Annotated in this window: 7 protein-coding genes and 1 pseudogene; 7 read left to right on the top strand and 1 reads right to left on the bottom strand. The window is 70.0% G+C overall.

Annotated elements, in window-relative coordinates; genetic code table 11:
- A partial coding sequence (locus tag SRB5_RS35490) for a hypothetical protein (RefSeq protein WP_228390700.1) occupies positions 1 to 254 on the top strand: 254 nt, incomplete at its 5' end.
- 103 nt (positions 255 to 357) lie between these two features.
- On the opposite strand, the gene SRB5_RS35485 is transcribed toward SRB5_RS35490, so the two are convergent.
- Entirely contained in the window at positions 358 to 948 is a 591-nt protein-coding gene (locus SRB5_RS35485; protein WP_323379043.1) for a Uma2 family endonuclease, read from the bottom strand.
- A gap of 340 nt (positions 949 to 1,288) precedes the next feature.
- On the opposite strand from SRB5_RS35485, the gene SRB5_RS35480 reads away from it, so the two are divergent.
- The 6 genes and pseudogenes from SRB5_RS35480 to SRB5_RS35455 form a co-directional block, all read left to right on the top strand.
- Positions 1,289 to 1,612, top strand: coding sequence for a hypothetical protein (locus SRB5_RS35480; RefSeq protein ID WP_153457950.1), 324 nt, complete (start codon positions 1,289 to 1,291; stop codon positions 1,610 to 1,612).
- Positions 1,613 to 1,817: 205 nt separating this feature from the next.
- Positions 1,818 to 2,666, top strand: a complete 849-nt coding sequence (locus SRB5_RS35475; protein WP_153457942.1) for a hypothetical protein — start codon at positions 1,818 to 1,820, stop codon at positions 2,664 to 2,666.
- Positions 2,656 to 3,924: a hypothetical protein gene (locus SRB5_RS35470; protein ID WP_153457940.1), complete on the top strand. Its 1,269-nt coding sequence runs from the start codon at positions 2,656 to 2,658 to the stop codon at positions 3,922 to 3,924. The genes SRB5_RS35475 and SRB5_RS35470 overlap by 11 nt, the downstream gene beginning before the upstream one ends.
- Complete coding sequence (locus SRB5_RS35465; RefSeq protein ID WP_153457938.1) at positions 3,921 to 5,453, top strand: SCO6880 family protein; 1,533 nt, start codon at positions 3,921 to 3,923, stop codon at positions 5,451 to 5,453. Before SRB5_RS35470 ends, SRB5_RS35465 begins: the two co-directional genes overlap by 4 nt.
- Positions 5,453 to 6,829 (top strand): ATP-binding protein, encoded by a 1,377-nt coding sequence (locus SRB5_RS35460; RefSeq protein ID WP_407704034.1) that lies wholly within the window; start codon positions 5,453 to 5,455, stop codon positions 6,827 to 6,829. Before SRB5_RS35465 ends, SRB5_RS35460 begins: the two co-directional genes overlap by 1 nt.
- 1 nt (position 6,830) lies before the next feature.
- Positions 6,831 to 7,332, top strand: a pseudogene (locus SRB5_RS35455) (type VI secretion protein); the annotation flags it as partial.

Here is a 7,332-nt window from a genome sequence, read left to right as displayed (position 1 = left end):
CCCCTCTTCCACACCTCACCCTGGCCGATGTCCCGATGACCCCCGAGGACCCCACCCCGGACCCAACAGCCCCCCGCCGAACCCCCGTCCGCATGTGCGTCGGCTGCAGCATCATCACCGACGAACCAACCCTGATCACCACGGTCCACCAGTCCACGGGCCCCGGCTTCGGCGTCTACGCCTGCCCCGACTGCGCCCCAGCCTTCCCCCCGGACCCCCAAGTCCTCACCCTCCCACCGCCCGACGCCTCCTAGCTCACTACGCGGTTAGCTGCCTGTAGCCCCACCGCGCCGAACTCCAACCAGCGAAGTGGGGCTGAAGGCAGCCGCTTGGAGCCGCGCAGCACCTGGTGTTCGGTCAGGCCTTGCCCGGAGTTTCGCCGTAGAACGGGAAGCTGTCCGTCGAGATCTCGAACCCAAGCGGGGCGGGAAGCGGTACGGACTCACCGAACTTGCCGTGTCGCGTGCCCTGGTACTGCCCGCCGTCCGGATGCGAGCGGAGCACCCACGTACCCGACCGGGGATCGATCAGCAGGAGGCAGCGGACGCCGGCCACCGCGTACCAGTCGGCCTTGTCGGCAACCCCCTTCGAGCGCTCCGACGGCGAGATCACCTCCACCGCCAGTTCGACGTCCGCCGGATCGAGAAGCCATTCGTCGGACTGCACGAAGTCCGCGGGACAGACCGTCAGGTCCGGGATCACGTAGTCGTCCGGATCGTCCGGCATCTCGACGGCGGCCACTTCGATGGCCACCAGCGAGTCCAGCAGCGCCGGTCTGATCTCCTGCTCCAGGATGAGGATGATCCCCGCGTGCTTCCCGCGGGGAGCGGGCGACATCACGAGGGCCCCTCCGATGATCTCGATGTGCAGGCCGGGAGTGGCCCGTTCCAAGCGGTCGGCGACGGCACGGAGGTTCCCCCGTCGGGGGGTCAGGTTCGGACGGGTCACGGCCGGGCTCCTCCTCGCCGCTCGCGATGTCCCTTCCACCGTACTGTCGCGCGCCGTCGGCCATACCGCCGCCGCGCTGCCCCAAGCGTCCTCCACGCGGACCACCTCCATCACTCAACGTAGTCATAAATCATACGCACAGTAAGGGTTACGAAGTGATCGATCCTCACCCCCCGCATGGATGTACGAACCCCCGGGGAGATACCGAACAGGCATCGACAGACTCCGGATGGCGTCAATTCGACATCGGGGCCGTCAACTTCGGGGAGGATAGAGGGGTTGGCCCTGCGACTGGCAGGGCTCACTACACGCCACAAGGGGCGGTGAGTTACGCATGGGAATGACGTCAGGACACGTCGGCCTCGCGGCCGAAGAGGGCGACATCAACACCATCATCGGTGGCATCGCCCCAGACTGGGGCCCGTTCGGCAGTCTCGGGCAAGAGGCCCGCGTGATGATCGAGGTCGTCATGGCCGTCGCCATCCTGCTGTGTCTGGCCATCGCCATCTGGGGCGCGGCCAAGCAGCGGATCGGCGCTACGGCGCTCCGTGACACGTTCAGCGCCGAGCAGGGCAAGGGGCTGATCGTCGCCGGGCTCACAGGCGTCTTCATCATCGGGTCGCTCGGGACGCTCTTCACGATCGTCTACGGCATGGCGGTCTGACGCCGCCGGCCCGTCCCTCGCGTACGACGCGGTCGCGATCCTCGCGCCGGACGGCCGTGTCCGGGGCGGTGGTTCCTGTTCCGGATCGGACTACTGTCGTACGACGGAGGCGTGTTGCGGTGTCGGTGACGGAGGCAGGAACGGGGCCGGTGGCGGCCCATGACTGGGATGGCCCGGGGCGGGCCGCATTGGGGGCACGGAGGCAATGAGCCAGGACGACGACTACGACGGCGACTACGACTCTCCGTACGGCGAGCGGCAGACCCGTACCCGGCTGCCCGAAAGCAGCCGGGGCTCCGGCCGCTCCCCGAGTGCGCGCGCGGTCGCCCCGGGGCGGGGAGTCGCCGCGGTGGTCGGCATCGTGGTCCTGCTGATCGCCGCGATCGCCTTCGTCAACCGCGGAGGGGATTCGGGGTCGTCGTCGGAGGGCGGGTCGGGCGGGTCGTCGCAGAAGGGCGGTACGTCGCCGACGGCGCCTTCGGGGGAGCGGCCCGTGCAGGGGGCGAACTCCGGGATTCCGGCGGGGTTCGCGAAGACGGAGGAGGGGGCTCAGTCCGCGGCGGCGAATTACGCGGTGGCGCTGGGCGGCACCGAGATGTTCGATGCCGAGGGCCGCGCCACCGTGGCAGAGGCGGTCTACACACCGGACGCGCTCGCCAAGCGCAAGGACGCCCTCGACAAGGTCTACTCCGACGAAGCGTTCCTCAAGCGGATAGGCCTCACCGCAAGCGGACAGGCGCCGCGCGGAATGACGTTCGTGTCCCGGACCAATCCGGTCGGCACCCGCACGGAGGACTTCGGCGGTAACCGGGCCACCGTGTCGGTCTGGTACTCGTCTCTGTTCGGACTAGCCGGCGAGGGGGCCACCAACCCCGTGTCGGAAAGCTGGTACACCAGCACCTTCGAGCTTCAGTGGGTGAACGGGGATTGGAAGGTCAGCGACTTCACCCAGAAGGATGGCCCCACCCCGGTCGGCCGGGATCAGCGGGCCTCCTCGGCGGAGGAAATGGCCGACGCTGTGGAAGGGTTCGGAGGGCTCACCTATGCCCGGTAGCCTGCGACGCCGTGCGGCGCAGATCGGTGCCGTACTCGCGGCGGTTCAAGCAGCCGGCGTGATGCTGGCAACGCGTGCAGCGGCACAGGACAACGACCCGTGCGATCTCATCCGAGGCCCCGCCCGCGACTACTGCGAAAACGGCGACAAAGCCAAATCCAACCCCACCACCCCCAACGACGTAGGCGAATCCCTCGACCCCCTCGCCTCCCTGGCCAAGGGCTGTGCCGACGCCGCCTCCTGGACCATCGGCAAGCTCAGCGACGCTGTCAACAACACCACCACAGTCGACTTCACCAACACCACCTTCCTCCGCCAGTACGCGGTGGTCTTCGCCGCCTCCACGGTCCTCACCCTCACCCTCTGGCTCCTCGCCGTAGCCAAGCGAGCCGTCCGAGGCGTCCCCCTCACCGAGGCCCTCACCGAAGCCGTCGGCTTCCTCTGGCTGACCGTCCTGGCCTCCGCCTTCACCCCCCTGGTCCTCTACACCGTCGTAGCCGCCACGGACGCCGTCACCGAAGCCATCGCCACCGGCACCGCCTCCGACACGGACACCTTCTTCGGCGGCTTCTCCGACGCCCTCAAGAAGGGCAACGACATCGGCGGCGGCCCCATCATGCTGATCGTCGTCAGCCTGGTCTCCGTCCTCGCGGCCGGCGTCCTGTGGCTGGAGCTCGTCATCCGCGCCGCGCTGCTGTACGTGGGCGCCCTCCTCGGCACCGCCGTCTACGCCGGCCTCGTCGACAAGAACATGTGGCACCACGTCCGCCGCTGGGCCGGCATCATGATCGCCGTCATCCTGGTCAAACCAGTGATCGTGATCGTCCTCAGCCTCGCCGGCGCGCTCTCCGCGGAGGACGGCCCGGACTCGTTCTCCGCCGTGGTCAGCGGCCTGGCGATCATCCTCCTGGCCATCTTCGCCTCCGCGATGATCTACCGCTTCGTCCCCGGCTTCGGCGACGAGGTGGCCTCCGCCCGCAACAGCCGCCGCACCCCGCGCAACGACCCGGCGGCGGCCGTCATGGCGACCCCGGCGGCGCTCGTCTCCCAGGGCATCAAGACCCACAGCTCCCGCAGCAGCGGCGGCAACGACAGCGGCGGACAGAACGCCCGCCCCACCCCCGCCAACATCTCCGGCGGCATGGCCGCCCACGGCAACCGCAACCAGCAAACAGCACCACGCACAGGAAACAGCTCCGCGCCCCGGGAGCAGCAGCCCGCCCGCGGCAACGGCAACCGAGGAGGTGACCGGCGATGACGACCGACGCCCACGTCCCCACGGCCAGGCGTACGTACCTCATCGGCAGGTCGAGACCGAACGCCATCGTCGGCCGCAACCGCGAGTCGGGCGAGATCGCCCTGATCATCGCCGGAGCCTTCCTGGGCATGATGGGCGGCCTGCTCGTCCCGGTGCTCTCCCTGCGCATCGTCACGCTCATGGGCTTCCCCCTGCTCGCGCTCGCGGCGGTGTACGTGCCGTACCGCGGCCGTACGTTCTTCAAGTGGTTCGAGATCAACCGCAGCTTCAAGCGCACCCTCCGCCAGGGCACCACGTACCGCTCCGACGCCCAGGAGGCCGGCACCATGCTCGACGGCCGCGAGATCGAGGTCGGCCCGCCCCCCGGCATCGGCCGCATCAGCTGGCTCCCCGCGCCGTTCGGCCCCGACGAGGTCGCCGTCCTGCTGCACGCCGACCGGCGTACGGTGACGGCGGCCATCGAGATCGAGGGCCCCGGCGTCGGCCTGCGCGACAGCGAGGACCAGGAGGCCCTGGTCGACCGCTTCGGCACCCTGCTGAAGCACGTGGCGAACGGCGACGGCTTCGTCACCCGCCTCCAGATGCTCGCCCGCACCCTCCCCGCCGACCCCGACGCGCACGCCAAGGACGTCACGCAGCGCGGCGACGAGCAGTCCCCGGCGTGGCTGAAGGACTCGTACGACCAGCTCCAGTCGATGGTCTCCACGTCCTCCGAGCAGCACCGCGCGTATCTGGTGGCCTGCATGGCGTACAACCGCGAGCTCGGCAGCGAGGCCCAGGCCATCGCCAAGGCCGCCAAGTGCAGCCGCGACGAGGGCATCGCGACGGTCATGGTCCGCGAGCTCGGCGACATCTGCGCCCGCCTCGCGGAGGCCGACATCCGCGTCCGCCAGCCGCTGGGCCGCGCCCGGCTGTCGTCGCTGATCCACGGCATGTACGACCCGGACCACCCCATCGACCACATCCAGGCGATGACCGAACGCAACGCCTGGCCGGCCGAACTCGACGCGATGGAGCCCCAGTACCTCCAGGCCAAGACCCGCGAGTCCGCGACCCGCGACCCCTGGTGCCACGCCACGGCCTGGGTGAAGGAGTGGCCGATGACCCCCGTCGGCGTGAACTTCCTGGCCCCCCTGCTCGTCCACACCCCCGACGTGATCCGCACGGTCGCCGTCTGCATGGACCTCGAGCCCACGGAGCTGGCCATCGAGCGCATGCTGACGGAGAAGACCAACGACGACGCCGAGGCCTCCCGCCAGGCCAAGATGAACCGCGTGGTGGACCCCCGCGACGTCGCCCACCACTCCCGTATCGACCAGCGCGGCGACGACCTCGCGAGCGGTGCCGCCGGCATCAACCTCGTCGGCTGGATCACCGTCTCCTCCCGCTCCCCGGAGATGCTGGCGCGCGACAAGCGGACGATCCGCGCCGCGGCCGGCAAGTCGTACCTGAAGCTGGAGTGGTGCGACCGCGAACACCACCGCGCGTTCGTCAACACGCTCCCCTTCGCGACGGGACTGCGGAAGTGATCGGCCCGCAGAGCCCCCTGGAGGCGATCACCCAGGCGTTCACGGGCTTCCTCTTCGGCCGGATCGAAACGACGCGTCTCCCCGTACGCACGTCCTCAAACCAGGCGCAGGCGGTCTATCTCCCGACGGCCGCCCCCGGCCTCGGCGACTCCGGCGTGATCATCGGCCGCGAGGTGTACAGCGGGAAGGGCTACATCTACGACCCCTTCCAGCTGTACGGACAGCAGCTCCCCGCCCCGCACTGGCTGGTCCTCGGCGAGTCCGGCAACGGCAAGTCGGCGCTGGAGAAGACGTACGTGCTGCGCCAGCTCCGCTTCCGCGACCGCCAGGTCGTCGTCCTGGACGCCCAGGGCGAGGACGGCGTCGGCGAATGGGCGCTGATCGCCTCCCAGCTGGGCATCACGCCGATCCGCCTCGACCCGATGGCCGCCCTCGACAGCGGCATCCGCCTCAACCCGCTGGACCCGTCGATCACCACGACCGGCCAGCTCGCCCTGCTCCGTACGATCATCGAGGTCGCCACGGGCCGCGCCCTGGACGAACGTTCGGGCTTCGCCCTGAAGGTGGCGCACAACTCGGTGTCGGAGGCCGTCAAACCGGGCACCCAGCCGGTCCTCATGGACATCGTCGAGCAGCTCCGCCACCCCCGCCCGGAGGCGGCGGAGGCGATGAACGTCGCGATGGAGGACGTACGCAACTGGGGCCTGGACGTGGCCCTGGTGCTCGACCGCCTCGTCGACGGTGACCTGCGCGGCATGTTCGACGGCCCGACGACCATCGGGATCGACCTGGACGCCCCGCTGATCGTCTTCGACCTGTCGCACATCGACCGCAACTCCATCGCCATGCCGATCCTGATGGCGATCGTCGGCGTCTGGCTCGAGCACACCTGGATCCGCCCCGACCGGATCAAGCGCATCTTCCTGGTGGAGGAGGCGTGGCACATCATCAACTCCCCCTTCGTCGCCCAGCTCTTCCAGCGCCTGCTGAAGTTCGGCCGCCGCCTCGGCCTGTCGTTCGTCGCGGTCGTGCACCATCTGTCGGACGTCGTCGACGGCGCGGCGGCCCGGGAGGCGGCCGCGATCCTCAAGATGGCGTCCACCCGGACGATCTACGCCCAGAAGGCCGACGAGGCGAGAGCCACCGGCAAGGTGCTGGGCCTGCCCCGCTGGGCGGTGGAGATCATCCCGACGCTCACGCCCGGCATCGCCGTCTGGGACGTCAACGGGAACGTGCAGGTGGTCAAGCATCTGGTGACGGAGACGGAGCGCCCGCTGGTCTTCACGGACCGCGCGATGACGGAGTCCTCGGCGCCGGATCCCCTGGAGGAGGCGGAGTACGAGCAGACGTCCACCCGGGAATCGACGGTGGCGTGAGATGGCGGCGTCGCGCGAGGCCTCCGGCGGCGAGCGGGGGATCCCGGACGGTCTGCTGATCGGCGTGATCGCGTTCCTGCTGGGGCTGACGGTGCTGGTGTGGACGGCGACGGGGCTGTCGGGGCTGCTGGCGCACGGCGCGTGGCCGCAGGGGGTGACGTTCGGCCGTACGCCGACGGCGGTGCGGGAGCTGATGCAGCGGCCGCACGACCTCCCGGGGGCGTGGGGCGCGACGCCGGCGGGGGAGCTGTCCGGGTGGGGGCTGTTCTGGGGGGTGTTCATAGGGCAGCTGCTGGTGCTGCTTGTTGTCACCGTCGCGGTGCTGGCCCGGGTGTCGCGCTGGCGGGCGGAGAGGGCGGAGCGACGCGCGGACAGGCGGGCACGGGCGGAGGCACGTTACGAGGAGGCGCGGGCACTCCGTACGGAGCCGGAACCCGAACCACAGCCGGTCCCCCTTCTCAAACCAGAGCCGGAACCCGCCCCCTCACCCCACCCCCAGGGCC

The sequence above is a fragment of the Streptomyces smaragdinus genome, assembly GCF_009604385.1.
GTDB lineage: Bacteria > Actinomycetota > Actinomycetes > Streptomycetales > Streptomycetaceae > Streptomyces > Streptomyces smaragdinus.
This window is presented reverse-complemented; position numbering and strand designations above follow the sequence as displayed.